Annotated in this window: 23 protein-coding genes, 1 tRNA gene and 1 pseudogene; 13 read left to right on the top strand and 12 right to left on the bottom strand. The window is 45.3% G+C overall.

Annotated features, from left to right (window positions below; genetic code table 11):
• Positions 1 to 64: 64 nt before the first annotated feature.
• Together OCU74_RS04430 and gltX are read right to left on the bottom strand one after the other, a co-directional pair.
• Entirely contained in the window at positions 65 to 1,054 is a 990-nt protein-coding gene (locus tag OCU74_RS04430; RefSeq protein ID WP_087480434.1) for an OmpA family protein, read from the bottom strand.
• A gap of 272 nt (positions 1,055 to 1,326) precedes the next feature.
• Positions 1,327 to 2,754: a glutamate--tRNA ligase gene (gltX, locus tag OCU74_RS04425; RefSeq protein ID WP_087480433.1), complete on the bottom strand. Its 1,428-nt coding sequence runs from the start codon at positions 2,752 to 2,754 to the stop codon at positions 1,327 to 1,329.
• A gap of 246 nt (positions 2,755 to 3,000) precedes the next feature.
• Between gltX and OCU74_RS04420 the strand changes: the two genes are divergently transcribed.
• The 3 genes from OCU74_RS04420 to OCU74_RS04410 all read left to right on the top strand — a co-directional run bounded on the left by OCU74_RS04420 (position 3,001) and on the right by OCU74_RS04410 (position 7,415).
• Positions 3,001 to 5,949, top strand: coding sequence for a heavy metal translocating P-type ATPase (locus OCU74_RS04420; protein ID WP_087480432.1), 2,949 nt, complete (start codon positions 3,001 to 3,003; stop codon positions 5,947 to 5,949).
• The gene (locus tag OCU74_RS04415) at positions 5,946 to 6,386 is read left to right on the top strand and encodes a DUF411 domain-containing protein (RefSeq protein WP_087480431.1); all 441 of its coding nucleotides are present in this window, start codon (positions 5,946 to 5,948) and stop codon (positions 6,384 to 6,386) included. Before OCU74_RS04420 ends, OCU74_RS04415 begins: the two co-directional genes overlap by 4 nt.
• A 126-nt stretch (positions 6,387 to 6,512) precedes the next feature.
• Positions 6,513 to 7,415, top strand: a complete 903-nt coding sequence (locus tag OCU74_RS04410) for a TraB/GumN family protein (RefSeq protein ID WP_087480430.1) — start codon at positions 6,513 to 6,515, stop codon at positions 7,413 to 7,415.
• Between the two features lie 88 nt (positions 7,416 to 7,503).
• On the opposite strand, the gene OCU74_RS04405 is transcribed toward OCU74_RS04410, so the two are convergent.
• Positions 7,504 to 7,580: transfer RNA gene (locus tag OCU74_RS04405), tRNA-Pro, on the bottom strand.
• Between the two features lie 733 nt (positions 7,581 to 8,313).
• Here OCU74_RS04405 and smrA point away from each other — a divergent pair.
• Complete coding sequence (smrA, locus tag OCU74_RS04400) at positions 8,314 to 8,895, top strand: DNA endonuclease SmrA (protein WP_087480429.1); 582 nt, start codon at positions 8,314 to 8,316, stop codon at positions 8,893 to 8,895.
• Positions 8,896 to 8,988: 93 nt separating this feature from the next.
• Here the strand turns inward: smrA and upp are convergent, their stop codons facing one another.
• Positions 8,989 to 9,615, bottom strand: coding sequence for a uracil phosphoribosyltransferase (gene upp / locus OCU74_RS04395; RefSeq protein WP_087480739.1), 627 nt, complete (start codon positions 9,613 to 9,615; stop codon positions 8,989 to 8,991).
• A gap of 237 nt (positions 9,616 to 9,852) precedes the next feature.
• On the opposite strand from upp, the gene purM reads away from it, so the two are divergent.
• The 5 genes from purM to nudI all read left to right on the top strand — a co-directional run bounded on the left by purM (position 9,853) and on the right by nudI (position 14,002).
• A complete protein-coding gene (purM, locus tag OCU74_RS04390; RefSeq protein WP_087480428.1) occupies positions 9,853 to 10,893 on the top strand; it encodes a phosphoribosylformylglycinamidine cyclo-ligase in 1,041 nt (346 codons plus the stop codon).
• A gap of 3 nt (positions 10,894 to 10,896) precedes the next feature.
• Complete coding sequence (gene purN, locus OCU74_RS04385) at positions 10,897 to 11,544, top strand: phosphoribosylglycinamide formyltransferase (RefSeq protein ID WP_087480427.1); 648 nt, start codon at positions 10,897 to 10,899, stop codon at positions 11,542 to 11,544.
• Positions 11,545 to 12,000: 456 nt separating this feature from the next.
• Complete coding sequence (locus OCU74_RS04380; RefSeq protein WP_087480426.1) at positions 12,001 to 12,870, top strand: radical SAM protein; 870 nt, start codon at positions 12,001 to 12,003, stop codon at positions 12,868 to 12,870.
• Positions 12,867 to 13,607, top strand: a complete 741-nt coding sequence (locus tag OCU74_RS04375; RefSeq protein WP_087480425.1) for a deoxynucleoside kinase — start codon at positions 12,867 to 12,869, stop codon at positions 13,605 to 13,607. Before OCU74_RS04380 ends, OCU74_RS04375 begins: the two co-directional genes overlap by 4 nt.
• A complete protein-coding gene (gene nudI / locus OCU74_RS04370; RefSeq protein ID WP_087480424.1) occupies positions 13,577 to 14,002 on the top strand; it encodes a nucleoside triphosphatase NudI in 426 nt (141 codons plus the stop codon). Before OCU74_RS04375 ends, nudI begins: the two co-directional genes overlap by 31 nt.
• A gap of 63 nt (positions 14,003 to 14,065) precedes the next feature.
• On the opposite strand, the gene OCU74_RS04365 is transcribed toward nudI, so the two are convergent.
• Positions 14,066 to 14,911, bottom strand: coding sequence for a class II glutamine amidotransferase (locus OCU74_RS04365; RefSeq protein WP_087480423.1), 846 nt, complete (start codon positions 14,909 to 14,911; stop codon positions 14,066 to 14,068).
• A 29-nt stretch (positions 14,912 to 14,940) separates the two neighbouring features.
• A complete protein-coding gene (gene lpcA, locus OCU74_RS04360) occupies positions 14,941 to 15,516 on the bottom strand; it encodes a D-sedoheptulose 7-phosphate isomerase (RefSeq protein ID WP_087480422.1) in 576 nt (191 codons plus the stop codon).
• 316 nt (positions 15,517 to 15,832) lie between these two features.
• Between lpcA and fadE the strand changes: the two genes are divergently transcribed.
• On the top strand, positions 15,833 to 18,319 hold the full coding sequence (gene fadE, locus OCU74_RS04355) for an acyl-CoA dehydrogenase FadE (protein WP_087480421.1): 2,487 nt from the start codon (positions 15,833 to 15,835) through the stop codon (positions 18,317 to 18,319).
• A 46-nt stretch (positions 18,320 to 18,365) separates the two neighbouring features.
• On the opposite strand, the gene OCU74_RS04350 is transcribed toward fadE, so the two are convergent.
• Positions 18,366 to 19,613: a TIGR03503 family protein gene (locus tag OCU74_RS04350; protein WP_087480420.1), complete on the bottom strand. Its 1,248-nt coding sequence runs from the start codon at positions 19,611 to 19,613 to the stop codon at positions 18,366 to 18,368.
• 14 nt (positions 19,614 to 19,627) lie between these two features.
• Complete coding sequence (gene dnaQ, locus OCU74_RS04345) at positions 19,628 to 20,365, bottom strand: DNA polymerase III subunit epsilon (protein WP_087480419.1); 738 nt, start codon at positions 20,363 to 20,365, stop codon at positions 19,628 to 19,630.
• A gap of 57 nt (positions 20,366 to 20,422) precedes the next feature.
• Between dnaQ and rnhA the strand changes: the two genes are divergently transcribed.
• A complete protein-coding gene (gene rnhA / locus OCU74_RS04340; RefSeq protein WP_087480418.1) occupies positions 20,423 to 20,884 on the top strand; it encodes a ribonuclease HI in 462 nt (153 codons plus the stop codon).
• Position 20,885: 1 nt separating this feature from the next.
• Here the strand turns inward: rnhA and OCU74_RS04335 are convergent.
• Positions 20,886 to 21,617, bottom strand: a pseudogene (locus tag OCU74_RS04335) (class I SAM-dependent methyltransferase); the annotation flags it as partial.
• Between the two features lie 51 nt (positions 21,618 to 21,668).
• Here OCU74_RS04335 and gloB point away from each other — a divergent pair.
• Positions 21,669 to 22,427 carry a hydroxyacylglutathione hydrolase gene (gloB, locus tag OCU74_RS04330; protein WP_087480416.1) on the top strand — a complete coding sequence of 253 codons (759 nt, stop codon included), beginning with the start codon at positions 21,669 to 21,671 and terminating at the stop codon, positions 22,425 to 22,427.
• A gap of 75 nt (positions 22,428 to 22,502) precedes the next feature.
• Positions 22,503 to 24,086, top strand: a complete 1,584-nt coding sequence (locus OCU74_RS04325) for a LysM peptidoglycan-binding domain-containing protein (protein ID WP_087480415.1) — start codon at positions 22,503 to 22,505, stop codon at positions 24,084 to 24,086.
• A gap of 73 nt (positions 24,087 to 24,159) precedes the next feature.
• Here the strand turns inward: OCU74_RS04325 and OCU74_RS04320 are convergent, their stop codons facing one another.
• The 3 genes from OCU74_RS04320 to OCU74_RS04310 all read right to left on the bottom strand — a co-directional run bounded on the left by OCU74_RS04320 (position 24,160) and on the right by OCU74_RS04310 (position 25,871).
• Complete coding sequence (locus OCU74_RS04320) at positions 24,160 to 25,014, bottom strand: endonuclease/exonuclease/phosphatase family protein (RefSeq protein ID WP_087480738.1); 855 nt, start codon at positions 25,012 to 25,014, stop codon at positions 24,160 to 24,162.
• An 86-nt stretch (positions 25,015 to 25,100) separates the two neighbouring features.
• The gene (gene glnB / locus OCU74_RS04315; protein WP_087480414.1) at positions 25,101 to 25,439 is read right to left on the bottom strand and encodes a nitrogen regulatory protein P-II; all 339 of its coding nucleotides are present in this window, start codon (positions 25,437 to 25,439) and stop codon (positions 25,101 to 25,103) included.
• A 114-nt stretch (positions 25,440 to 25,553) separates the two neighbouring features.
• Complete coding sequence (locus tag OCU74_RS04310; protein ID WP_200807690.1) at positions 25,554 to 25,871, bottom strand: c-type cytochrome; 318 nt, start codon at positions 25,869 to 25,871, stop codon at positions 25,554 to 25,556.

Here is a 25,871-nt window from a genome sequence, read left to right as displayed (position 1 = left end):
GAGTACTTTGAAGTACACCTGACAACAGCACTAATCACGACCTCATAAACTTACAAGAGTCCGTCTATTCCTCTGTCACCTGATAAGTAAACGTCGGAATTTCAATCTCTACCCGGCGGTTTTTCTCACGCCCCTCTTTAGTATCATTGGAAGCGACAGGCTCAGACTCTCCCATACCACGAACGGTAATCCGGGATGGATCAACACCTTGTGAAGCTAAGGCATTTGCAACAGCCTGAGCTCTCTTTTCTGAAAGAGACTGATTATATTCTGCCGAACCGGTTGAATCGGTATGGCCGGTCACTGTTACAGTCGCCTGAGGATACCGGGAGACTATATCAACCACTTCCTGAAGATCAGCAAGTCCCTGAGCACTTAATGCGGCACTGTTTAACCCAAAGCTACTGGCACTATTCAGGCTCTTTTTCACTGTTTTCATCACTTGAGATTTAACCGGAGTCAATGGTGCTGGCTCAGGTTTTTCCTCAGCAACAGCTGCAACCGGACGAGGTTGACTCTCCACGACAGGGGCTGGTTCCGAATGCCCGAAACGATAAGTCACTCCCAGTGTCGCCATATTACCTTCAGCACGAACAATATTATTATTAATATCGGTCAGCGTCTGATATTCCAGACGTACCGCCAGATTCTGGGTGGCACTCAGTTCAAGCCCTGCCGCGGCAAGATATGACCAGTCTTCTTCAGAACCATAATCAACATAGGCACCACCTAGTTTGGCATACAGATCAAGGTTCTGATATATGGGAAGATTAAACTTAGGAGCCAGGGTAATTGCATTCACATGATCATCATTCAACCCTGCTCCGGAAAATGTCCCTAAATAATCGTATCCGGCTTCCAGTGCAATATTTTCCCAGGCCTGATACCCAAGAAAAGCACCAACTGCCGATGAATCATCATCACATGTATCCGCTGGTCGGCATGCATCATCCAACCACGATTTGCCTACTTTGCCCCCGAGATATACCTCGGCATGAACCATTGCTGATACCATCAATGATGTAGCTGACAACATCATTATCATTTTTTTCATCTTCTTATTTCCCTTTGATTGTGGATGCTCAAATTTGTCTCAGCATCTAGCGCGTGTCATCGCTGTACTCTATTGCATCACTGCAAAAAATCAGAAAACGGTGCGTTAAATCATTGTCACTTTTCAGTTCTGTCCGGAAAAACAACGGCATTTTCATTCGGTAAAGCAACCTAGATGCATATTAAAATGAAAGCATAGTTCAAAAAACAGACAGAATAAAAAAGCCGCAACACTAAGTTGCGGCCTATAGAAATAAAAATATAATAATTCAGTTAGTTAGAATCAGACTCGCGCTTTTCAATGAATGCAAGCGCCATCTGAATACGCGAAATAACACGTTCTTTACCAACTAATTTCATTGTTGCATCAACAGATGGTGATTGACCACCACCGGTCACGGCAACACGTAGTGGCATACCGACTTTTCCCATACCAACACCCAGAGTCTCACACACAGAAGTGATAACCTGATGAAGATTTTCTGTCGTCCAGTCATCCAGCGCTGTAATTTTTTCCAGAGCAAGAACCAAAGGTTCTTTTGCAACCGGACGCAAATGTTTTTTCGCAGCAGCGTCATCAAAAGCATCAAAATCTTCATAGAAATAACGAGCCTGCTGAGCCAGCTCAACCAGAGTCTGGCAGCGGTCAGCCAGAAGCTGGATCACTTCAGTAACCGCAGGTCCGTTCTCTTTATTAATTCCCTGATGATCCAAATGCCATTGAAGATGTCCGGCAACATATTCAGGATCTGAAGTCCTAATATAGTGATTATTCAGCCACAACAGCTTCTCAGTATTGAATGCAGATGCTGATTTGCTGATTGCATCCAGACTGAAATACTCAATCATTTCATCACGGGAAAAGATTTCCTGATCTCCGTGAGACCAGCCAAGGCGAACCAGATAGTTATTCAGAGCTTCCGGGAGATAACCTTCATCACGGTATTGCATCACAGAAACAGCACCATGGCGTTTCGATAGCTTCGCTCCATCATCACCTAAAATCATCGCACAATGGGCGAAGGTCGGAACCGTAGCACCCAACGCTTGGTAAATATTAATCTGACGTGCCGTATTATTGATATGGTCTTCACCGCGAACCACATGAGTAATTCCCATATCCCAGTCATCAACAACCACACAGAAGTTATATGTCGGAGAACCGTCAGTACGGCGAATAATCAAATCATCCAGTTGATCATTCCGGATTTCAATCCGCCCGCGAATCTGATCGTCAAATACCACACTGCCTTGTTTCGGATTCCGGAAACGAACGACGAAAGCATCTCCGTCTTTTGCTGCATCATTCACTGCTTTGATTTTAGGATGATTCGCATCATAACGAGGATTCTCTTTGTTGGCTTCCTGCTCAGCACGAACTTCATCCAATAACTCTTTCGATGCGTAACACTTATAAGCTTTATCCGCAGCAAGAAGCTGTTCGACAACTTCATCATAACGATCAAAGCGTTTCGTCTGATAATAAGGACCTTCATCCCAATCCAGACCTAACCAGCTCATTCCTTCCAGAATTGCATCAACCGCTTCCTGAGTTGAACGCTCTAAATCGGTATCTTCAATTCTTAAAACAAATTCCCCACCCTGATTTTTTGCATAGAGCCAGGAATACAGTGCCGTACGGGCACCACCAACATGAAGAAACCCTGTAGGGCTTGGAGCAAAACGAGTTTTAACCGTCATGAGATTTACCTTTATTCCGATCGAGCTTTATCGACTTCAGACTAGATTTATCAGCCAAAATTTGGGCGGTATTCTAGCACCTGAGCATCAATAACGACAATCACCCTTTACCCTGATTTTTCGGTAATATCAGCAGATATACCGAAATAGCCCTCAGGCACAGAAAAAAGAATTCACGACTCACTTGACCTTCCCCTTGCGTAAAGGTTTATCTTTAAGATAAATCGGATTCGAGGAGAGGTTGATATGAACCATTTAACACTGCCATTATCAGGCCTGCATTGCATGGGGTGCGCCCGGAAAGTAGAGCGCAGCCTGAAAGAACACTTCGATGTGCAGATCCACAATCTCTCGCCTTCCCTGATTGAAGTTGATACCAATGCTTCAATCGATGAAATCGTTGAAAATATCGAATCACTCGGATATCAGGCAGGAAAAAGGCAGACTTACCATTTACAGGGGCTGCATTGCGGGAAATGTGTCCAGAAGCTTTCAACCCTGCTGAGTGAGAATGAGCAAATCACCGATTTAAATGTCACAAAAGAGACATTGTCACTAATCACAACCCTCTCACCTCAGGATATCGCCGAAAAAGTTTCTTCTCTGGGTTATCAGGCAACCCTTTTGTCTCCTGATTTACCGACAGAAATCCACCAGACATACCGTTTACAGGGACTACATTGCGGTAAATGTGTCCAGAAACTAACAGATCTGCTGAATGAGAATGAACAAATACATGATCTGGAAGTGACCAAAGAGTCGCTCTCACTGACGACAACATTACCAGAACAGACAATTGTCGACAGTGTTGCTTCTCTTGGCTATGAAGCCTTCCGGGAAGAGGATTCTTCAGGCAAAAGTAATGACAGACCAACCACTGGTTCAGAAATACCAGAAATAACCGGCTCAACAAAAGAACCAGAGCCGGAACATGCCGAAGTCACAACGCATTTACTGATAAAAGGCATGACCTGTGCCAGTTGCGTCTCTTCTGTAGAAAAAGCACTACTGTCAGTCCCCGGGATTCTGACGGCTCAGGTCAATCTTGCAGAGCAAAGTGCAGCAGCTTTTTCAGACCAGCAACCCGATACGCAACAACTTGTTGCCGCAATACGTGCTGCCGGATATGACGCAGAAACAGTCGATGACCCGGCACTGCAACAAGAAAAACAGCAGGCACACTTACAGGCGACTCTGAAATACCATCAGCGTAATGCTTTTATGGGACTATTACTCGGTATCCCGCTCATGGGATGGGGAGTGTTTGGCGGAAGTATGCTGATTCAGACACCTCAGGAGCAACTAAGCTGGGGAATTGTCGGTCTGTTATGTCTGGGGCTACTCAGCACCGCCGGACGAGGATTCTACCAAAGTGCATGGCAGGCTCTTGTGCACAAAAGAGCGACAATGGATACACTTGTTGCACTGGGAACAGGTGTAGCATGGCTTTACTCGATCATGGTTGTCATTGCCCCACAGTGGTTCCCGACTCAGGCTCGCCATGTCTATTTTGAAGCCAGTGCAATGATTATCGGTCTGATATCTCTGGGACACTCTATCGAGTCAAAAGCCAAAGCTAAAACAACCCAGTCATTGCAGGCATTAATTCACCTGCAACCTCAACAGGCAACACTCATCACGGCAAGTGGTGATCAGGAGATCTCCGTTGCACAGATTCAGAAAGGTATGCATCTGAGAATCAAACCGGGCGATAAACTTCCTGTCGACGGTATTGTCATTGAAGGAGAATCCTATCTCGATGAATCCATGCTGACCGGAGAACCGATTCCTGCTCTGAAAAGTTCCGGACATACTGTGTCTGCCGGAACTATCAATCAGGACGGCGGCCTGATCATTCAGGCAACTGGAGTCGGTAGTGAAACCATGCTTTCCCGGATTATTCAGATGGTTCGCCGGGCTCAGAGCAGTAAGCCACCGATTGCCAAACTTGCTGATCAGATATCTTCTGTCTTTGTTCCGGTTGTCGTTGTCATCGCAATCATTGCCGCACTGATTTGGTTTTGGGTTGGCCCGGAACCAAGAATCAGCTACATGCTTGTCGTTGCCACAACCGTCCTGATCATTGCCTGTCCCTGTGCTTTAGGGCTGGCAACTCCGCTATCAGTGACTGTCGGTGTGGGAAAAGCAGCAGAAATGGGCATCTTGATCCGGGATGCCGAGGTACTACAAACAGCCAGTCACATTGATACCGTTGTATTTGACAAAACCGGAACGCTTACCGAAGGGAAACCTCAGGTTCAGTATATGGAAAGCTTCCGTCAGGATCAGAACGAACTGTTATCGATCGCCTACGCACTGGAACAGCAATCCGAGCATCCTCTGGCAAAAGCGGTCTGTGAATATGCCCGTTCAAAACAAATTGCACCGGCTCCGATTTCTGCTTTCGAAAACTTGCGGGGACGTGGCGTCACGGCAATTTACCAGAACCATACCGTCCAGATCGGTTCTCTGAGCTATCTGACCTCACTAGGTTTGTCATTTGAACAGGTACAAGCAGCCCTTGACCACGTACTTTCTCAGGCATGGACGCCTATTCTGATCGCAGTCGATCAGGAAATCCAGGGCATCATTGCCGTAGCCGATCCGATCAAAGCAGACACGGCTCAGACCGTTCAGGCTCTCAATCATCTGGGAATCAAGACCGTGATGTTGACCGGAGACCACATCACCGTAGCACGGAAAATTGCCGAACAATTAGGAATTCAGGATGTTATCGCTCAGGTTCTCCCGGATCAGAAAGCTGAACATGTCATTAAACTCCAGCAGGCCGGACACAAAGTTGCCATGGTCGGTGACGGCATTAATGATGCCCCGGCTTTAGCACAAGCTGATCTGGGAATCGCCATGGCAAGTGGTAGCGATGTCGCGATAGAAAGTGCTCAGATGACTTTTCTGAGTAGTTCTCCACTGGCAATTCTCAATGCGATTTCACTTTCAAAAGCAACGGTCAGGAATATCAGACAGAACCTGCTCGGAGCCTTTATTTACAACACTCTCGGTATTCCTGTTGCTGCCGGTGTGCTGTATCCATGGTTTGGCTTCTTACTCAGCCCGGTCATTGCCGGTGCGGCAATGGCTTTATCTTCAATAACTGTCGTCACAAATGCGAACCGGCTACGGTTGTTCCGGCCACGCTACCAGAACAAACAATCCACTCAGGGGAAATCAGAATGATCCAGAAACTATTACTTGCTTCACTCTTCTCTGCAGCTACATTTTCAGCCATGGCAACAGAAGTCATCAATCATAAAAGCCCTTACTGCGGTTGCTGTAGCCAATGGGCCAAACATATGGAAGGTGCCGGTTTCACGGTCAAAGAGGTCTACCATGAAAATATGGAAACCGTTAAGGCAAAATTTAATATTCCGGCTCAGCTGACTTCATGCCATACCGCAGAAATCAACGGATATCTGTTCGAAGGTCATGTTCCGGCAGAAGACATTCAGGCATTTTTAGCCAATCCTCCTGCTGATGCCAGAGGTCTCAGTGTTCCAGGCATGCCAGTTGGCTCTCCCGGGATGAATTATGGTGACAAACGGGACGCCTATTCGGTATTTGTCCTCGGAAAGCAAGGGAAAAACTACGAATACCGTCATTACAACGCTTTGTAACTTAAAAAATTACAATATCGGATACCTGTAATCTACAGGTATCCGTACCATGAAAAAGTTGCTAACCAAGTATGACTCAATCTATGCTAGCGTTCAGATTGATGCCAGAAGACAGGAATTCAACTCATGCAACTTTCCCGCCTGCTCTCAGCCGGTGCTCTTTTTCTCAGCTTCTACACAACTGCGGATCCATTATACTGGCTTGCCAGCAAAAACCAGTTGCAACTGATGTTATTAGGCTCAGTTCATGTAGGACACCCTGATATGTATCCTTTACCTACGCCGGTTATGGACTTTCTGCACGAAAGTGACGGATTAATTGTTGAAGCTGATATTCGTCAGGCAAACACACTGCAATATCCACCCGTCAAATGGACTTCACAGCAGGTTCTTTCTCCGCCACAACTTCAGAAGTTAGATAGCATTGCCAGCCAATTGAAACTGAACGCTCAACGCCTGAGACAATCTCCACCATGGCAGACTGCGATTAGCTTACAGATGCAAGTGATGAATCAGGCAGGCTATCAGCCTGAACTTGGTATTGATCAATATATGATCCATCAGGCAGAGACGGAATCTATCCCAGTGATCGGACTAGAGTCACTCCAGTCTCAAATCGATATTCTGGCCGGACTGGATCAGGATGGTAAAGAGTTACTCACTTCAACTCTGGAGGAATGGGGAGAAACCACACAAGAAACCGACTGTCTGGTGACAAGCTGGCATCAGGGTGATCTGGAGCAGTTGAAATCTCTGATTGATCATCATGAAATGTCTCAGGAAATGTCCCGTCAGTTAGAAATCAAAAGAAACCACCACTGGCTGGAACAGTTAACTTCACCACCAATATTCTCTCCGCAACCGGCAAAATATCTGGTTGTTGTCGGAACATTGCATTTGATCGGACAGGAGAATTTAATCCAGCTCCTCAAAGAGCAGGGATTTACGGTCACACGGCAAAATACAATTCAGAATAGCGAATGCCGTATCAGTCAAGATAATCGGGAACATGGTCAAGGGACAAGTTAACTAGGGATGCGCGGCCAAACTGCACTATTCACATAACTCTGGATCGCATAAAACAGAAAGCCCCGGCATATTGCCGAGGCTTCGAAAGTGGTCGGTGAAGAGGGATTCGAACCCCCGACCCTCTGGTCCCAAACCAGATGCGCTACCAAACTGCGCTATTCACCGAATTCTGGGTTGTTGATGGCGACGCTCTGGCGTCTCAACGGATGGGTATAATACGGATTATTGTCCCAGACGCAACTCCTTTTCGCTAATTTTTTAAAAAAAAGAATCAAGTGCTCAAAAGGCATCCACATCAGGCTATAAATGTGACAATGAACACATGATTTTCAACGAATACGCAACTTCATCAATACACTTGATCCAGATCATCACTTCATCCATTGAGTCACTTTATGTTTAACACGTCTTCGCAACTTTGAAGAAACAGAGACCTGAGGCTGAACTTTTGGCTACCTCTTGGCAAACAGAGACAGATGTAATGTATGTCACCGTGTAAACTCAGGTTTAGTGCAAGTGTGCAGTTTCTTATCGACAAAGTCATGAATGACAAATCTCCTCACTAGATCGCTTAGCTCCTGTTAATAAACAGTTATAAGCTATGCACCGGAGCGGACTCTTTTCCACTCCGGTTTTTTATTTTTATCGGCAGCACAATTTCCTCCGTTTCATTCAAACTCGTCCACCAGTCGGATTCCACAATAACGCAACGACCACACTACCTGATTCTGCGCATCTTTCGACCATCTATGTTGCTGGAGTCTTGCATCTGCAAGTAACTTAGGTATATAAATCTCTAACGCAGTCTCTGTACCCAGTGATTCTTGCTGAAACTGCACCATGAGGTCATTTGGGTATATGACTCGATACGATTCAAAACTGATTCGGAGGAATATGAATGTCTCAGGAAGATTTCGAGTTATTTCAGCAAATGATGGGAGATGTCAAACCTCTGAAGCACGATACTGCAGAACTCAAAAAAGATTTGCAGATTACCGATGCACATCTTGCCCGGCAGGAAGCTGCCATGAAACTAGAGCAGAATGATTCAAATTATCTGTCTCTGGAACATGCGCCGCAAATCAAATCCGATGATCTGGTCGAATTTAAACGAAATGGTGTTCAGGATGGGGTTTACAGGAAGCTCCGGCTGGGGAAATATCCCATTCAGGCCCGTCTGGATCTGCACCGGAAAACGTTGGAACAGGCCCGAGATGAGATTGTGACGTTTCTGCGCCAGTGTATGAGAATGGATATTCGCACCGTGCTGATTGTCCATGGTAAAGGGGAACGTTCAAATCCTCCGGCCCTGATGAAAAGCTACGTTTCCCACTGGCTTCCCCAGATAGAAGAAGTTCAGTGTGTGCATAGTGCTCAACGATTCCATGGCGGTACCGGAGCGCTTTATGTTCTCTTGCGTAAAAGCCAGGAGCAAAAGCAGGAAAACCGCGAACGGCATCAGAAAAAGCGTCCGCACTAGAGATAAAATAAGTGATTACATCTGCTGTATACGCATAAAAAAACAGCCAGCCCCTTTATAGAGACTGACTGTTTTTTTACTTGCTCACCGGCTTTATTTCGTACCGAAGATTTTGTCCCCGGCATCACCCAGACCCGGAACAATATAACCATGCTCATTGAGATGATCATCAATCGCAGCCGTATACAACTCGACATCCGGATGAGCTTTCTCAAGTGCCTCAATACCTTCTGGCGCAGCAACCAGAACCAACACTTTAAATTGTGTACATCCCTGAGCCTTTAACAGATCAATCGTTGCAATCATAGAACCACCGGTTGCCAGCATCGGATCAACGACCAAAGCAATACGTTCCTCAATATTTGAAGCAATTTTATTAAAGTAAGGAACTGGTTCCAGCGTTTCTTCATCCCGATAGATACCGACGACACTGATTCGGGCACTTGGAATATGCTCAAGCACACCGTCCATCATTCCCAGACCAGCCCGGAGAATCGGTACTACAGTCACTTTCTTACCTTTCAGTTGATCGACTTCAACTGATCCGTCCCATCCTTCAATGGTCACTTTTTCTGTTTCAAAGTCTGCGGTTGCTTCATAAGTGAGCAGGCTACCAACTTCAGTAGCTAGCTCACGAAAACGCTTTGTGCTGATATCCTTTTCTCTCATCAAACCCAACTTATGTTTGACAAGGGGGTGCTTAATTTCAACAACTTTCATCTGCATCTCCGACAATTCAATCAAATTAAACTTTCTGATTATACACATTTTCTGTCGTTAATTTTATCCTTAACTGTAGAGAATGTTCATGATTTCGCGCATTTCGAGGTCATTGTTACCCAGAAATTTCAGCGTATCAGGCCAGATAAAAAAAACGACGCAAACGTTTTCCTTTTACGTCTTTCCCCTGTAGAATAGCGCCGTTTTCATATCCAACCAAAGAACGAGGATGACCCCGTGAGTGGCAAGAACACATCTCTGAGCTATAAAGATGCAGGTGTTGATATTGATGCAGGCAACGCGCTTGTAGACCGAATTAAAGGTGCGGTAAAAAAAACACGTCGCCCGGAAGTAATGGGTGGTATTGGCGGTTTTGGCGCCCTGTGTGAATTACCAACCAAATATAAGCACCCAGTGCTGGTATCAGGTACTGACGGTGTCGGCACAAAATTGCGTCTGGCACTGGATATGAAGAAACATGACACCATTGGTATTGATCTGGTCGCTATGTGTGTCAACGATTTGATTGTTCAGGGCGCTGAGCCACTATTTTTCCTTGACTACTATGCTACAGGAAAACTTGATGTCGATACGGCAGCAGATGTGGTATCAGGTATTGCTGATGGCTGTCTTCTGGCAGGGTGTTCACTGATTGGTGGCGAAACAGCTGAAATGCCCGGGATGTACGAAGGTGAAGATTACGATGTCGCCGGATTCTGTGTCGGTGTTGTTGAAAAAGAAGCAATAATCGACGGCACTAAAGTTCAGTCAGGTAACAGCCTGATTGCTGTTGGCTCAAGCGGTCCACATTCAAACGGTTATTCACTGATCCGTAAAATTCTGGAAGTGTCAGGCGCTGACAAAGCAGAGATGCTGGAAGGAAAAACCGTTGGTGAACACCTGCTTGAACCAACCAAAATCTATATTAAGTCCGGGCTGAAATTACTGGCCGAGCATGACATTCATGCAATCTCTCACATTACCGGCGGTGGATTCTGGGAAAACATTCCCCGGGTTCTGCCACAGGGAACAAAAGCAGTGATTGATGGTAATAGCTGGGAATGGCCGGCGATTTTCAAATGGCTTCAGAAAAAGGGTAATGTCGATACCTACGAAATGTATCGGACTTTCAACTGTGGTGTCGGTTTGATTATCGCATTGCCGGAAGATCAGGCTCAGTCAGCGGTTGAACTTCTCAAATCAGAAGGGGAAAATGCCTGGATCATCGGACATATCGCAGAAGCCCAATCTGACGAACCGCAAGTAGAGATTAAGTAATTCATGAAAAGTATTGTCGTTTTAGTTTCGGGAAATGGTACCAACTTGCAGGCGATCATCGATGCCTGTGAGTCAAAAATGCCAAATGGCAGAGTAACCGCTGTTTTTTCAAACAAAGCAGATGCTTATGCTCTGGAAAGAGCGAAGAAAGCCAATGCAGCGGCAATCTTTGTTGACCCGAAAGCCTTTGATACCCGGGATGCGTTTGACCGTTCTCTAATGGAACAGATTGACGAATATACCCCGGATCTGATTATTCTGGCAGGTTACATGCGTATTCTGAGCAGCGAATTCGTTCGTCATTATATGGGTAGAATGATCAATATTCACCCATCGCTGCTGCCGAAGTATCCGGGATTGAATACTTATCAGAGAGCCATTCTCGCTGGCGATGAAGAACATGGCACCAGTGTTCATTTCGTGACGGAACAACTCGATGGTGGTCCGGTCATTCTGCAAGCCCGGGTGCCTATTGATGATGATGACACGATTGAGTCACTGACAAAAAAAGTTCAGGAACAGGAACACCGGATTTATCCGTTGGTCGCACAATGGTTTGTTGAAGATCGTGTCGAGATGCGTGAAGGTAAAGCCTACCTCAACGGTGAAGCTCTGGGTATTCACGGACACACCGGTAAATCTGCTCGTTAGTTTTCTACTTTGAACAGGTAGCTTCTATAACGCTACCTGTTTTCATTCACTTTCTGCATCTACTTTTGCTCATTAATATCAATCACATTCATTCTATATATCTTGGTAAATCTGCTCCCACAGGCCACTTTCTTATATACACTGTTGAAATGGGAATATTCCTGCCGACATTCTCCTTGAATAGCACCGATTGAAGACACTACGAATCCCACATATTGAGGTTACTTGGGTATACCAATAAAAATTATTCAATGATCAGATAATTACTGCAATTGATATTATTTTCTATAAACGAGAAAGTTCATCATACTCCTTCTGTATGATTACATCATATCTATTAAATCATTCACTTAATTTTTAGAATGACTATTAAATTCTCATGAAAGCGCAACTACTTGTATATAAGCCTTATAAAGAGTATGGTTAATTAGTTTTTATTGGCTTAGAGTGGCAAATATGTTAAATATCAATACTTTGTTATTAGATTTTCGTATTACTTCTTATTGTAACCTCGGCTGTGATTTATGTTTCAGAAACCCGGGAATTGAAGATCAATCAACAGAAAATGCATTAAAAATATTAGACAAAATGTACCAGGTTGGATTTCGCAGAGTTGGTTTTACGGGAGGAGAACCTACAACCAGAAAAGACTTTCTAACTTTGATTGAACATGCCAAACAACTCGGTTTTATGACTTATTTATCTACTGTAGGTCACCGTTTTGTCATGGATTATGAAAGATTAAACGGTATTCTGGATTGGGTAGGCATTCCAATTGATGGAATAGAAAAAGAAACGAATAGTGATATCAGAAGTGAAAAAATGGGAAATCAGCACCGGGTGGTAAAAGATATACTGACTTGGTTGACTCATTCAGATAATAAAATCAACATTAAACTAACGACGGTTGTCTCTCAAACCAATGTCCACCAAATATCCGATATTGTTCGTTGGATAAATAGCTTTTCTTATAAAGTCCAGTCATGGCGATTTTATCAGTTCTGCCCACTTGGCGTTGGTAAGGAGAAAAGAGATAAGCTGGAAATTGATACGGACTTATTTATCAAGACAATGGAGCAGACAAAAGCTGAATTTCCAGATCTTCCTCTCAGTTGGGCAACCTTCGAAGAACGAGATAAAGCAAATGTGGTCATGGAACCTAATTTTGATGTCATTATTCCTGATGGAGAAAACTATACCTATTTGTGCAATATGGAGAAAGACACACCGGAAACCATCATCCATAATATATTTGGTCAACCGGAAATCATGAACAAATGTGAAAATAATCGATTCTGGCTAGATGAGATGGAGTTTGTATCATGAGTAAAAATCACCTCTATATCCCCCCCTGGAGTGTTGAAGAATTTCCAGATATTCCAGAGAGAACCCCAATATATATTACATTATCCGGAAACTCAGGCGTAGGAAAAAGTACCCTCCTCAGGTCAATCTCAACACATATTTATGAGCAAGATAATCAGACGATTGCAATCGATGAAAAGTCCCTCCATCATCCATTACTACAAAACCTATTTGATAAGACAGAAACATACGGATATCCATTACAGATTAACTTCATGATACAGCGAGTCTTACTGGTCAAATCTTGGATAGATAAAGGCTTTAATGTTATTATGGAGCGCTCTCATTTAGAAGATTATATATTTGCTAATTTTATGTACAAGCAAGGATATATAAGCAGAGAAAAGCATAAAGTATACCTTTCTTTATGGAATGAGCTTATGGATATTGCTCCCATACCAGATATCATTGTTTATATGAATTTCACACCAGATTTTTCATTAAAAAACTTATTCAATGATGAATCAAAAGGAATTCGCCCTCGGGAATTTCCTGATGAAAAAACAAAAGAACAATGGATTAATGGGTGGGGAGAGGAATACAAATCATTTATTGACAATTTGCCCCCTAAATTGACTGACCGGGTTGTTGAATTTAATCAACATATGACAGTTGAAGATATCACCAATCAGGTTATCAATAGCATTAAGAATAAACAGGAGCGTTTATGCGACAGCGAACCATTGTTTGCCCGTTGATTACGAACAACGGTGATTACTTACTCTGTAAAATGGCTGATGATCGAGGGGTATTCCCCGGACAATGGGCCTTACCCGGTGGCGGAATGGAAGCCGGAGAAACAATGGAGGAAGCATTGAAGCGAGAGATCAGGGAAGAGTTAGGTGAAACTCTGGAACTGACCCATATTTCCCCCTGGAAATTCAGAGATGACACCCGAATCAAAACGTATCCTGATGGCACACAGGAAGAAATCTATATGATTTACTTAATCTTCGATTGTGAAAGTTCAAACCGTCATATTGCAATCAATGATGAATTTCAGGAATTTAAATGGGTCAACCCTCATGAACTCAAAGAACTGGATCTGAATGAAGCAACAAGGATTACATTTACACAGAAAGGCTTCCTGTAATATCCCAGTAATAAGAGGGCTTGCCCGATAGCAAGCCTCTCTCATCTTTAATCAGATATCCCTTCACTCTAAGGGTTCTGTCGGTGCCTGAGAACCAGGTTTTGCTTCCGCGAACGGAACATCTTCCAACAGAGACTGGTTCGTATCAATCAATTCTCCGTGGTGAAAGATATTATACTCCCCCGGTTTCATCCGGTGCCATTGTTCATTGACAGTTAAAGGCTGAGTTGCGATCACGGTGACAACATCATTCGGTGTCGTCTCTTCCTGAAAATTCACCTCAACTTCATCATCAATCAATGTTGCTTTCCCGAAAGGAGCCCGTCGTGTAATCGAGTACAGGTGATTGGTACAGTAGGTCATGACATATTCACCATCGGTCAGAAGCATATTAAATACTCCCATTTGCCGAAGCTGATCACACTGGGCCGCAATAAAACGACAAACTTCACTCACATCTTCAGGCGGCGTCGCATACTGATCATCCAGTCGTTTCAATAACCAGCAGAATGCCAGTTCACTGTCTGTCCCACCCACTGGGCGGTGATTAGCCGTGTCAAGATTCTGATAACCTGTCAGTTGCCCGTTATGGGCAAAAGTCCAGAAACGTCCCCACAACTCCCGGGTAAAGGGATGGGTATTTTCCAGACAAACACCACCACGGTTGGCCTGACGAATATGACTAATCACCGCACGGCTTTTAATCGGATACTCCCGAACCAGCTCAGCAATCGTAGACTGGTAACCCGGTTTCGGATCTTTGAATGTGCGAAACCCCTTCCCTTCATAGAACGTTATTCCCCAGCCGTCACGGTGCGGACCCGTTTTACCACTACGCTGAATCAATCCGGTAAAACTAAAACAGATATCGGTCGGAACATTCGCGCTCATGCCGAGCAATTCACACATAGCCTGATTTCTCCCTATCTTTGACCGAGTTAAGCCATTTCTTTCTCGATCAACATGATGAGGATATGAATGATTTTAATATGAATTTCCTGAATGCGATCTGCATATCCGAAGTGAGGAACACGGATTTCGACATCAGCAGCTCCAGCCATTTTTCCACCGTCTTTACCGGTTAATGCGATGGTTTTCATGCCTTTAGCCTGAGCTGCTTCTATTGCTTTCAGAATATTACCGGAATTGCCGGATGTTGAAAGTCCGAACAAAACGTCGCCCTTGGCGCCAACGGCCTCTACATAACGGGAGAACACAAATTCATAGCCAAAATCATTACTGACACACGACAGATGGCTGGGATCAGAAATTGCAATTCCCGGATAGCCAGGCCGGTTATCCCGGTAGCGTCCGGTCAGTTCTTCAGCAAAATGCATCGCATCACAGTGTGAACCACCGTTACCACAAGAAAGCACTTTGCCACCCTGTTTAAAAGAATCAGCAATCAATTTGGCGGCAGCTTCAATCTGAGCAATATTCTGCTCATCGCTTAAAAATTTATTGAGTACATCGGCCGCTTCGTTCAGCTCGTTCTTAATTAAATCGTGGTACATGAGTCAATTCTCTTTGATGTGTACTGAGATGGCACTCTTACAATAAGAGTGAAGTTTATTTCCGGTTACTCAAGATACATATCTTGAAGTGTTCCGGGGATAAACATGAGTTTACCCCAACATTTCATTCTGTCGAGCCTTGGTCGGTAAGAATGCTGCTTCTTCCCTGAAATCCAGATGATCATCTCACCAAATTATGCAGAAGATGATAACAACCCGATCTCCTTAACACTTTTGCAACATTTCAACTGGTAAGACCTCTTGAGTAGATCTACGATTAAGACATCGATATATCTCGGATAAAGGAAAAAGGAATATGAGTATCTTGCTCTCGATTGCCGTCTTAATCGCAGTATGGGGAATCTGCGCATACCACCGTCTGTCGATGCTTTTGGGAACTGGTGTTCTCACGGCATCACTTGTAGTTTTAACTCTGCTTGGTCATGTCAGTTTCACATTCTGGACTATCTACGTTTTAGTGGTCGCCTGTGTCACAGTCCCAGCAATTCGGCAAAATCTGCTGACATACCGGCTTTTCAGTGTATTCAAAAGCCTGCTTCCAACCATGTCTAAAACAGAGAAAGAAGCTTTGGATGCAGGAACAGTCTGGTGGGAAGCCGAACTGTTCCGGGGAAAACCAGACTGGCAACAGCTCCATCGTTATCAGACACCTAACCTCACTGAAGAAGAACGGGCATTTTTAGACGGTCCGGTCAATCAGGTTTGTGAAATGGTCAATGACTATCAGGTTTCCCATGAACTGGCCGATCTGCCTCCTGAAATCTGGGAATATCTGAAAGATAATAAATTCTTTGCCATGATCATCAAGAAACAATACGGTGGATTAGAATTTTCAGCCTATGCTCAGTCTCTGGTTTTGCAAAAGCTTGCCGGTATTTCAGGCATTCTGGCAATTACTGTCGGCGTACCAAATTCATTAGGTCCCGGCGAGTTATTACAGCATTACGGTACCGACGATCAGAAAGATTATTATCTGCCCCGTCTTGCCGCTGGTCAGGAAATCCCCTGCTTTGCACTAACTAGTCCGGAGGCCGGTTCAGACGCGGGCTCCATTCCCGATTTTGGTATCGTCTGTAAAGGTATATGGGAAGGGAAAGAAGTCGTTGGGATGCGTCTGACCTGGAACAAACGCTATATCACACTGGCACCAGTTGCCACAGTGCTGGGGCTGGCATTTAAGCTCAAAGATCCAGATCACTTATTAGGTGAAGAAGAAAACATCGGTATTACCTGTGCGTTAATTCCAACAGATATTCAGGGAGTCGACATCGGTCGACGCCATTTCCCACTCAATATTCCATTCCAGAATGGTCCGACTCAGGGAAAAGATGTCTTTGTCCCGCTTGATTTTATTATCGGTGGTCCTGATATGGCAGGAAACGGATGGCGCATGCTGGTTGAATGTCTGTCGGTTGGCCGGGGTATTACTCTGCCTTCCAACTCAACTGGTGTGACAAAAACTACGGCTGTCACCACCGGAGCCTATGCAAGAATCCGCCGTCAGTTCAAACAGCCTATCGGAAAAATGGAAGGAATCGAAGAACCCTTGGCTCGTCTGGGAGGAAATGCTTATCTGATGGATGCAGCCTGTCAGCTCACTGTAACCGGCATTACCCAGGGCGAAAAACCATCAGTCATTTCAGCGATTGTCAAATATCACTGTACTCACCGGGCCCAACAGTGCCTGAAAGATGCAATGGATATAACCGGAGGGAAAGGGATCTGTCTCGGTCCATCCAATTTCCTGGCCAGAAACTATCAGGGCGCACCAATAGCCATTACGGTAGAAGGTGCCAACATACTTACCCGTTCAATGATTATCTTTGGACAAGGAGCGATTCGTTGTCACCCATATGTTCTCAAAGAGATGGAACTTGCACATTCCACTGACGACAAGGCGATGGAGCAATTCGATGATACGCTCATCAACCATATTGCCTATACCGTCAGTAATGCAGCCCGTAGTTTCTGGCTCGGTCTGACCAACGGCCGTGGGTCCGCAGCACCATATCATGATGAAACCAAGCGTTACTATCAAAGACTCAACCGTTACAGTGCCAACCTCGCACTATTGGCAGACCTGACAATGCTGACACTGGGCGGTAGTCTGAAACGTAAAGAACGTGTATCAGCCCGTCTGGGTGATCTGCTTAGTCAACTGTATTTGTCATCAGCCACATTGAAACGCTATGACGATGACGGGCGCAGTCCTGAAGATCTGGCACTGGTTCGCTGGGCACTGGAAGACAGCCTCAAACAGATGGAAGTGGCACTTGCTGAATTGTTGGAAAACTATCCGTCACCAATTCTGGGTGCTGTACTCAAACGGATGCTCATGCCCTTTGGACGAGTCTGCCGTGGCCCGGGCGATAAACTGGATCATCAGGTTGCCATGCTGTTGCAATCCACAACAGCTCCGAGAAACCGTCTGGGTCGCTATCAGTACTGGTATGCCAGTGAACACAACCCTGCAGGCAGAGTTCATCAGGCACTGGATACAATTTTGCAGGCTGAGCCCATATTTGACAAAATCTGCCAGTTGAAAAATAAGCATTATCCATTTACTAATCTGGATCAGCTTGCACAAGAAGCTCTGGCAGAGCAGCTCATCTCTACAGATGAGTCTAATTTGCTGGTCAAAGCGGAACAGGAACGGCTCTACGTCATCAATGTTGATGACTTTGCACCAGAAGAGTTAGCGGCAGCACATCCTGAATCTCCGGCACCATCAGCACCCAAACGCAAAAGTAAGAAAACCCCCAGCCCGATACAGGAATCGTAGAAAAATAGCATCACTCCAGTAAAAAAATGGGCCAATGGCCCATTTTTTATTTCTTCGGCATATCAAGCTGCATCGGCATTTCGGCTCTTTTAGCTTTAATCTTCCGGACCACCAGCCAGATGATCAATCCCAGAATCACGATACCGACATTACCGGCTGCAATGTAGATGATCTTCCATTTCCTTGCCGATTCCCGCTGTTGCAATATTTCTTCCTGCTGCTCCCGCTTGAGTTTTTCAGCCAATGCTTTTTCCTGCATCATCCGGGTCTGTTCAATGTTGAACTCTTCAACCACACTATAAGTGTGTTCAGGAATCGTAAAGCTCAGCGGCCGCTGAGAGCTCACTTCAGTCGCATAAATCCGGCCATTCCACTTAAAGTTACCCACTTCACCATGATTGGGAATGCTCAGTTTCACCGTCAGTGATTCTGTTCCCGCCTGACCTTCCGCAGTATAGTGATTGTCATACCGATCCCAGTGATCAATATGTGCGATCACAGAACCCGGTTCGATGGTCCCTTCCAGACCGGTGAAAACAACGTGATGAGGCTGGTCATCAACCCGGGATTGAATAAAAGATGTTGTTACAGGTTCAGGATAGACCAGCACATCCTGCTCCTGCGCACGCAGAAAAACCCCATTTCCCGACGTAATTCGGGCACGATACCGTCCGGGCTCGGAGAAAATGTTCAGTTTGACCGTAAATACACCATCTCCGGGGTTTTCATCCAGTCCCCGCCCGTCATCAGAAAATTCCCCGATAACATCTGGTGTCGGGCGGGCTTCTTTTACCAGCTGGTCTTCATTCTCTATATATTTAGTAAAAGTCACTTTCAGTTTGACCCGATCCAGAAAATCGCGAATGGTCAGCGGCTTTCCATCAGAAGTCAGTCTGGCAGTAAATTTTATGTTTTCCCCGTGATACAAGCGCAATGGGAGTTTATCTGTGGTCAGTTCCAGATTAGAAATCAGTCTGATGTTGTTCTTCGGCGTGACTTTCCCTACAGCCTGCCAGGGACCGGGCATCGGATGGTCAATTGACACAATATCCATCGAAGGCTCCTGATACCAACGCACATTATCAGGATGCCGCCATGAATAGTATTTAGTCCCGTCAGGCCGGACTAAAACAACAGGCCGGGAAGGTTTTGCCCGGTAAATAACAAAGGTGATCTGGCTGATTGTCGGATCAACCCGAAAACGATTATCCAGTAAGGACACCGGAGAACTTGTTGCAGCATAACTTCCCAGTGTGACCCACAGCCCGATAAAGATCGTTAACACCCGCAACATATATATTTACTCTCCTACTGACGCCAAAGGCAGCTTCCGCTCTTTTCAACTAAATCTAAACGATCCTGATGTGCTTGTATTTCATCGGCAGTTGCCCGCAAAACCTTTAGTGATTTTCGACCGGAGACAACCCGGCGAATTGCTTCACCGCCATCTCCGCTACTTTGCCCGGCAGAAAACTGTAATGAAGTCTGCCCCCCGGTCATTAACAGATAAACATCAGCCAAGATCTCCGCATCGAGCAAAGCCCCATGCAGTGTCCGGTGTGAATTATCGATACCATAGCGTTCACATAATATGTCCAGATTATTCCGCTTACCGGGGAAAATCCGCTTTGCCATTGCCAGTGTATCTGTCACTTTACAGTACTGCTCTGTTGTTCCGATACCTGCATTCAGTTTGGCAAACTCATAATCCATGAAACCGACGTCGAACGGCGCGTTGTGAGCCACCAGTTCTGCTCCGCGGATAAATTCCAGAAAAGATGCATGAACGTCTTTATATTCCGGCTTATCAACCAGAAATTCATCCGTAATACCGTGAACTTCGATTGCTTCAGGCTGAATAGCCCGGTCTGGTTTCAGATAAACATGGAAATGTCTGCCGGTCAGCTTGCGGTTGATAATTTCAACCGCACCGATTTCGACAATCCGGTGGCCTTCATAATGCGGACCGCCGTCCATATTCATACCCGTGGTTTCGGTATCGAGTACCACAATACGATGCGTTTCAGAATTGTTGCTAGTATTCATTGGGATAACTGTGTCAGACTATGTTGATTCAATCACTGTGGCTTATAGTATCAAATCATGGCGAAACAGGTGGAAATTTTCACAGATGGTTCCTGTCTTGGCAATCCGGGACCAGGCGGATATGGCATTGTTCTGCGTTACAAGCAGATTGAGAAGACCTTATCTCAGGGTTTTCGGCTGACAACAAATAACCGGATGGAAATGATGGCAGCCGTCATGGCACTGAAAAGTCTCAAGGAGCCTTGCCATGTCATTCTGACAACAGATAGTCAGTATGTCCGGCAGGGAATAACCCAGTGGATTCATAACTGGAAAAAGAAAGGCTGGAAGACAGCGGATAAAAAACCGGTTAAAAATGCAGATCTATGGCAGGCACTGGATGAAGAAACCCGGCGCCATACTATTGAGTGGCACTGGGTCAAGGGTCACGCGGGTCATCGGGAGAATGAAATTTGCGATGAGCTGGCCCGGACGGCAGCTGAATCACCAACGGCAGATGATGAGGGCTACCAGCCATAATCTGTTGTTCAGGAAGTGTCCGGTAATTAATTCTCACCGGGCTGAGCGGACGTTTTAAGCGCCAGTGTGGCTTGATCGGTTTCAGAGGGTAAGTCCTTTTCCTCGCAACAATAAAGTACAGGCTGCCAAAGGTGCGCCAGCAGTCACTGATATTATTTTCCAGCCAGGTCCAGAGAGGACGATAGCTCTGGACCGGAAACAGCGCATAGCGATCGCATTCAATCACCTGATAGTTTAAAACCCCCAGCCAGTCACTGATTCGGCTGGGAGTAAACATTCGCCCGCTCCAGGGAAGATACTTCTTTCGCCAGGGCAGAATACTTGCACATCCGGTCAGACTTATCGGATTAAACCCCGTCACAATCAGATAACCATCATCAACCATCACCCGGTCGACTTCCCTGAGCATTCGGTGCGGATCGTTACAATAGTCAAGTTGATGCGCCAGAATCACAACATCAATACTTTTTTCCAGAAAGGGTAAATCGTAGCCATCAGCAATGACAGTATGCAATGGATTTTCTATATCCAAATGGACTTGATGTTGAATATTTGAAAGACTACTGGCAAGCTCACAACTTAAACCGCCCAATTTCAGCATATGATAACCAAATAACTTCGGCCACCACTCATCCAACCGGGTTTGTATCGACTCACTAACCCATTGACCATTCTTTAACTGGTCCCAAGAGTGCGGCTTATCGAGTTTTTTTTCACTGCGTGCCGGTTCCATGACTGCCCCGCTACATAAGCAAAATAGAAAGAAGGTGAATGGAGATAACCCATGTTAAACATCAAAAGCATACCTGCATTTCGTGATAATTACATCTGGCTCATCCAAAATCGGGATCAGCACTGTGTGATTGTCGATCCCGGCGAGGCTGGCGTCGTCATCGATTATCTGGAATCCAATCATCTGACTCTGGATGCAATCCTGATTACTCATCATCATGCCGATCATACCGGTGGGATCAGCGAGCTTGTCCGGCACTTTCCGCACATCAATGTCGTTGGTCCGGCTAGTGAAGCGATTCCGGGTATTACTCATTCGGTTGCCGGTGGGGATCAGATTGAAATATTCGGTCATACGTTTCGCATCCTTGACTTAAAAGGCCATACATTGGGACATATCGGTTATCTGGGCGAATCACTGGTTTTCTGCGGTGATACGCTATTCTCCGCCGGATGCGGCCGTCTGTTTGAGGGAACAGCAGAAGAGATGTGGCATTCGCTACAGAAATTAAGCGCCCTGCCGGATGACACCAAGGTCTACTGTGCTCATGAATATACAGCCAGTAATCTTGCTTTCGCGTTGGCTGTCGAACCGGAAAACCCAGAGCTTCAGGCATACCGTGATGAAGTCAACCGACTGCGGGCACACCACCAGCCAACTGTACCCACAACGATTGGCTTAGAGAAAAAAGTGAATCCATTTTTGCGTCCGGATCAGGCCGAAATTATTAAATCTGTCTCAGATCGGACCTCAGACCTTGACCCGCTTTCCGTTTTTACGGTATTACGTGAGTGGAAAAATGAATTTTAACGTTTCCGCTCTTGTCATCGCTATCCTGAGACAAGTATCATCACGGGCCGTCGGAAAAAGGGCTGTTATTAATCTATGAGAATATATGTCTGTTGGGTGTTCCTGTTGCTGTTCACCGGATGTCAAACCACCCAACCGCTTGGTCAGGCAACGGCTTCTGAACCAGAACGCTCACAACGTCCGGAACACACAGAAAAAGTTGCCGCAACACTGTCAACTTCTATTCAAACAGCGGCAGCAAAACAAAAAGAACAAGTGAAGACACCCACGCCACAGGAACAAACCGATCTGTGGCAACGAATCAGTATGCAGTTTCGCCTGACGGTTCCGAATGAGAAATCAGTGAACCGTTATCGGTCCTGGTATCTCAGACATCCCGGTCATCTGGAGATTGTCGCACAAAGAGCGACGCCGTTTCTCTATCTGATTACTGAGAAAATTGAACAACGCCACTTACCTCTGGAACTGGCATTATTACCGGTCGTGGAAAGTTCTTTCGATGCTTTTGCCTACTCCTATGGCAGAGCTGCCGGTTTATGGCAGTTTGTACCTTCAACCGGAAAACTGTATGGATTGAAGCAGAATTTCTGGTATGACGGGCGTAGAGATGTTGATGCGGCAACAGATGCTGCACTGGATTATCTCACCTACCTGAATAAGAAATTTGACGGTAACTGGTATCACGCCATTGCCGCATATAATAGTGGCAGCGGACGTGTGTCATCTGCCATCAGAAAAAATAAGAGAAAAGGGCTTCCGACAGACTTTTTCTCTTTGGATCTCCCGAAGGAAACCAGCAGCTATGTACCAAAGCTTCTGGCTCTGGCTGATGTGATAGCCCATCAGCAACAATACGGCATTGAACTACCTCCGATTGACAATCAACCAGTACTGGCACGTGTCAATCCTCAAAAACAATTGGATCTGGCTCTGGCAGCGAAATATGCCAACATCAGTGTCAGAGAACTTCAGAGTTATAACCCGGCTTTCAACCAATGGGCAACATCACCTAATGGTCCTTATCAACTATTAATTCCTGTCAACAAAGTCGAGATATTTGAACAGTCTGTCGAAGATGATGATGGACAAGGCGTCAAACTGGTTCGTTATCAGGTCAAATCCGGAGATGTACTTGGCAAAATTGCCAAGAAATACAACACGACCATGAAAGTGATCCAAACCGTAAATAATCTGGATGGAATGCTGATCCGTGCCGGGCAGTATTTAATGATCCCGACATCAGTCAAAGATGAAAAAGCCTATACACTGAGTATGCGTAACCGACTGGCGAAAATTCAGTCCAGAGTCCGTGGACAATACAAAATGACCCATCAGGTCAGCTCAGGGGAAAGCTTGTGGAGTATTGCACAGGATTACCATGTGTCTCATACATCTCTGGCTAAATGGAATGGTATGAGCCCCAGAGATCCCCTCAGAGTCGGCCGGAAACTGGTTGTCTGGAAAGATGCCAGTGATGGTGCAATTATCCGGACTTTACTTTATAAGGTCCGAAGCGGTGATACGCTGAGTGGAATCGCCAGTAAGTTCAGACTCAAAACGTCCGATATCGTTAAATGGAACAGTCTGCTGAAGGGAGAATATCTCCAGCCGGGGCAGCAGTTGAAATTATATGTCGATGTCACGAAAGTCAGCGTCTGACCTTTGAACCCAGTGATCTTGCTGAAACTACCTCTTGAAGATCACTAGGTAAATGTCAACTTGCGATAAACTCCTATTCGGGTAAAGCAAAAGAGACCTGTATAGGATTGTGATCAGAAGCTGTTGTTTGTTCCACTCTGGCCTGAGTCAAAATCAGGCCACGATAATAAACATGATCCAGCGGATGAGAAAGAAACTGCTTACGCAAATCTTTGGGGTAAATGACTTCCTGCATCGATAAAGACGCCATCAACTGATGAATCAACTGGATTCTTGATTCATTCCAGCTGTTGAAATCACCGGCAAACAATATCGGCCCCTGATGAGATGACAGAGCAGAAGCAAGCTGTTGTAGCTGCTTTTGAAATGCTTCAATGCCAAGTGAAAAATTGATCGCATGTATATTCACGACAGCAAGTGTCTGATGCTGACTCAGCATGTAATAAGCAACCAGAGCTGATTTAGGTAAACGAATCCAGGGTTCTTCTGCCGTGTAAGCACAGGCCGATACAGGCTTTCGCCCGGATATGTTCATCACACCAGCCGATTTTTCAAAGACTGAAAAAGCATGAACCTGTAATGCGGACAACTTCTGCTGTATCAGCCACTGGTGCAACTCCGGGCCAAAACTTGATTCCTGAAGTAAAATCAGTTGCTTGTGTTGACTATATTGAGTCAGTGCCGATTTCCAGTCGGGGCGATTTTCTTTGTAGATATTCCAGACCAGAACATTCAACTGTCCCTGAACATCGATCGGGGCAATCTGTTTTTCATTGTGGTAACAGTGCCCCCTGAGAGCAGAACTTGATGGCTCAGACGACAGAAATGCCATTAATTGAGGAGAGTCTGGCACATCAAAAGCGACGGTGACACCCAATCCGGAAAGTAGCAATAGTATGAAGAGTGTTATCCCCAGTTTTCTTTTCATGGTCAATTTTCCGGGAAATGGAGGATTATGGGAGGACTGATATAAAATTACCGGTATATAAAAAAGGAGCCGGTTGGCCCCTTCCATTAAATCGCATCTTCGTCTTCTTCACCGGTACGAATTCGAATGACTCGCTCAACTTCTGTGATAAAGATTTTACCGTCACCGATTTTACCTGTTTGTGCCGTTTCAATAATCGCATCAACACACTGATCGACAACATCACTGGAAACGACAATTTCCAGTTTCACTTTAGGCAAAAAATCCACCATATACTCAGCACCGCGATATAGCTCAGTATGACCTTTCTGGCGACCAAATCCTTTGACTTCTGAAACTGTCATCCCGGTGATCCCGACATCAGCAAGAGCTTCACGGACATCATCGAGCTTAAATGGTTTAATAATGGCTTCTATCTTTTTCATGTTCATCCTTTACACTTTATTGGTTGCTGGCATTATCGGTTACCAGACAAAAACATTCAACAGCCCCAAATGGTAAGCAATCATCACGCCAATATGAAACAACTAGAGCAATTTCTATTTCATATTGGCATAATAGGCTGCCAGATCCTTAATATCCTGCTCACTCAGCGCATTGGCCTGAGCACTCATCATCGCGGCACTTCCTCCGGTTCTTCTTTGTGCCTGATAAGCTTTCATCGCATTGATGAAATACTGCTCATTCTTCCCTCTCAAGCTAGGAAAACCCGGAACCTGCGCAATACCATCAATACCATGACAACCGGCACAGATCATCGATTTCTTTTTTCCGGCGACAATGTCACCTTCACCGGCAAATACCGATAATGACAACAGACTGGTGACCAACCCCAGTAAAAATCGTTTTTTCATCAT

Origin of the sequence: Vibrio mangrovi (assembly GCF_024346955.1) — a bacterium.
Classification (GTDB): domain Bacteria; phylum Pseudomonadota; class Gammaproteobacteria; order Enterobacterales; family Vibrionaceae; genus Vibrio; species Vibrio mangrovi.
Note: the sequence above shows the minus strand (reverse complement) of the source record. Positions and strands in the feature narration are given on the sequence as shown.

What these genes read in the sequence shown, in the direction of transcription:
- OCU74_RS04380 (WP_087480426.1), top strand. Translation starts at nt 12,001, where the DNA reads ATGTTAAATATCAATACTTTGTTATTAGATTTTCGTATTACTTCTTAT.
- upp (WP_087480739.1), bottom strand. Translation starts at nt 9,615, where the DNA reads ATGAAAGTTGTTGAAATTAAGCACCCCCTTGTCAAACATAAGTTGGGT.
- OCU74_RS04310 (WP_200807690.1), bottom strand. Translation starts at nt 25,871, where the DNA reads ATGATGAAAAAACGATTTTTACTGGGGTTGGTCACCAGTCTGTTGTCA.
- OCU74_RS04325 (WP_087480415.1), top strand. Translation starts at nt 22,503, where the DNA reads ATGAGAATATATGTCTGTTGGGTGTTCCTGTTGCTGTTCACCGGATGT.
- smrA (WP_087480429.1), top strand. Translation starts at nt 8,314, where the DNA reads ATGTCTCAGGAAGATTTCGAGTTATTTCAGCAAATGATGGGAGATGTC.
- OCU74_RS04350 (WP_087480420.1), bottom strand. Translation starts at nt 19,613, where the DNA reads ATGTTGCGGGTGTTAACGATCTTTATCGGGCTGTGGGTCACACTGGGA.
- fadE (WP_087480421.1), top strand. Translation starts at nt 15,833, where the DNA reads ATGAGTATCTTGCTCTCGATTGCCGTCTTAATCGCAGTATGGGGAATC.
- OCU74_RS04430 (WP_087480434.1), bottom strand. Translation starts at nt 1,054, where the DNA reads ATGAAAAAAATGATAATGATGTTGTCAGCTACATCATTGATGGTATCA.
- dnaQ (WP_087480419.1), bottom strand. Translation starts at nt 20,365, where the DNA reads ATGAATACTAGCAACAATTCTGAAACGCATCGTATTGTGGTACTCGAT.
- gloB (WP_087480416.1), top strand. Translation starts at nt 21,669, where the DNA reads ATGTTAAACATCAAAAGCATACCTGCATTTCGTGATAATTACATCTGG.
- gltX (WP_087480433.1), bottom strand. Translation starts at nt 2,754, where the DNA reads ATGACGGTTAAAACTCGTTTTGCTCCAAGCCCTACAGGGTTTCTTCAT.
- OCU74_RS04410 (WP_087480430.1), top strand. Translation starts at nt 6,513, where the DNA reads ATGCAACTTTCCCGCCTGCTCTCAGCCGGTGCTCTTTTTCTCAGCTTC.
- nudI (WP_087480424.1), top strand. Translation starts at nt 13,577, where the DNA reads ATGCGACAGCGAACCATTGTTTGCCCGTTGATTACGAACAACGGTGAT.
- OCU74_RS04365 (WP_087480423.1), bottom strand. Translation starts at nt 14,911, where the DNA reads ATGTGTGAATTGCTCGGCATGAGCGCGAATGTTCCGACCGATATCTGT.
- OCU74_RS04420 (WP_087480432.1), top strand. Translation starts at nt 3,001, where the DNA reads ATGAACCATTTAACACTGCCATTATCAGGCCTGCATTGCATGGGGTGC.
- OCU74_RS04320 (WP_087480738.1), bottom strand. Translation starts at nt 25,014, where the DNA reads ATGAAAAGAAAACTGGGGATAACACTCTTCATACTATTGCTACTTTCC.
- OCU74_RS04375 (WP_087480425.1), top strand. Translation starts at nt 12,867, where the DNA reads ATGAGTAAAAATCACCTCTATATCCCCCCCTGGAGTGTTGAAGAATTT.
- purN (WP_087480427.1), top strand. Translation starts at nt 10,897, where the DNA reads ATGAAAAGTATTGTCGTTTTAGTTTCGGGAAATGGTACCAACTTGCAG.
- lpcA (WP_087480422.1), bottom strand. Translation starts at nt 15,516, where the DNA reads ATGTACCACGATTTAATTAAGAACGAGCTGAACGAAGCGGCCGATGTA.
- OCU74_RS04415 (WP_087480431.1), top strand. Translation starts at nt 5,946, where the DNA reads ATGATCCAGAAACTATTACTTGCTTCACTCTTCTCTGCAGCTACATTT.
- rnhA (WP_087480418.1), top strand. Translation starts at nt 20,423, where the DNA reads ATGGCGAAACAGGTGGAAATTTTCACAGATGGTTCCTGTCTTGGCAAT.
- glnB (WP_087480414.1), bottom strand. Translation starts at nt 25,439, where the DNA reads ATGAAAAAGATAGAAGCCATTATTAAACCATTTAAGCTCGATGATGTC.